Below are 1,553 nucleotides of genomic sequence, written 5' to 3' on the forward strand. Positions count from 1 at the left end.
CGGCGGCCATGGCGCCATCGGCATAGACCTGCGCCAGCAGCGCCTCGAACGCTGGGTGTGGCACGCGGCGCCAGCTGGCGATCGGCCCACCCAGCCGCCGCACATCGAGCAGGGCCAATGCGCTAGCCCCTTCGCGCAGGACCACGGCCAGACCGCCTGGCTCACGCCCTTCCACCAGCAGGCCCATGGTGCGCGCTGCCGCGTAATCAGGGCGCCAGGTGGCGCTGTCTTGCTTCGGCGTCATGGCTGCGCCCCGGTTGGGACTGCGGCCGGATCGGGCGGACGGATCACCGTGTCGCTGGCCCCGCTTGCTGCCGGCCGTGCCGTTCCCAGGTAATCGCGGACCAGTTCATCGATCGACGGTTCCTGCCCCGGGGCATAGGCCACCTGCGCGCCGCGCACGGCATCCATGCGCCGCGCCGTCAGCGCCGCGCGCCCTGCCCCGTCGCGCAGGATGGTGGGGCGGATGAACACCATCAGGTTGGTTTTCACATGGCTTTTGCTGCGCGAACGAAACAGTTCGCCCAGCAGCGGCACATCGCCCAGCAACGGCACCTTTTCCAGCGTGCGCCGCTCGGCATCGTCGAGCAGGCCGCCCAGCGCGATGATCTCCCCATCGCCGACCGTCACCGTGGTGCGGATCTCGCGCTTGTTGACCACCAGTTCGCTGTTGCTGGACGAGACCGGCCCCGCCACCGAACTGACCTGCTGCCGCAGATCGAGCCTCACGGCATTGCCCGCGTTGATCTGCGGCGTCACGTCCAGCTCTATCCCCACGTTCTGGCGCTGGATCGTGCGGAAGGCGCCGGCCAGCGAATTGGACAGCGCCTCGCCGGTGGCCACCGGGATTTCCTTGCCGAACAGGATCGATGCCGGAACGTTATTGTTCGTGACGATGTGCGGGGTGGACAGCACGTTGGACTTGCTGTCGGCCCGCACGGCATCGATCAGGGTGCCGAAAAAACCCGATCCGCCGAGGCTGGTGGCCCAACCGGCGATGCCGCCGCGCGCCGCCAACGCGGCCTGCGCGGCATTCTGGCGCAAGAGATCCGCCGTGGCGCCAGAGGTGCTGGTGGTGACAGTGGCGCCGTTGATCACCGTGGTCGTCTGGTCGAGCCGATCGGCATAGAGGCCGCCGGCCAGATCGAGGATATTGGCCGCGCCGTTGGAAAAGCTGGTGACGGCAAAGGGCGCATCCTTTCCACCGATGAGCATCTGCACACCCAGTTTTTGCGCCACATCGTCAGACACTTCGACGATGATCGCCTCAACCAGCACCTGCTGCTGCGGCAGATCGAGCGCGTGAACCAGATCGGCCAGGCGGCGCTGTTCATCGGCCGGGGCGGCAATGATCACGGCGTTGGCGCCGGGATAGCGGGTGATCGTGGCGGTGCCGCGCCCGCCATCGAGGCGGATCGGCCCATTGCCCAGGCCGCTGGTGGTACCGCCGGAGGGATTGGCCGCCACGCTCGGCTCTTGCCCCGGCGCACTGGCGCTGCCCGCAGCGGCGCTGGCCCCAGCGCTGCCCATATTGCCCAGCGACACCGGCGCGG

2 protein-coding genes are annotated in these 1,553 nt (G+C 68.6%); both read right to left on the reverse strand.

Features of this window, described 5'->3' with window-relative positions:
• The coding region (locus H926_RS33900) for a hypothetical protein (RefSeq protein ID WP_043611148.1) at window positions 1-244 on the reverse strand (244 nt) is incomplete at its 3' end.
• A partial coding sequence (locus tag H926_RS30115; protein WP_022678315.1) for a type II secretion system protein GspD occupies window positions 241-1,553 on the reverse strand: 1,313 nt, incomplete at its 5' end. The genes H926_RS30115 and H926_RS33900, both read right to left, overlap by 4 nt.

This window comes from Novosphingobium sp. B-7 (assembly GCF_000410615.1).
GTDB lineage: Bacteria > Pseudomonadota > Alphaproteobacteria > Sphingomonadales > Sphingomonadaceae > Novosphingobium > Novosphingobium capsulatum.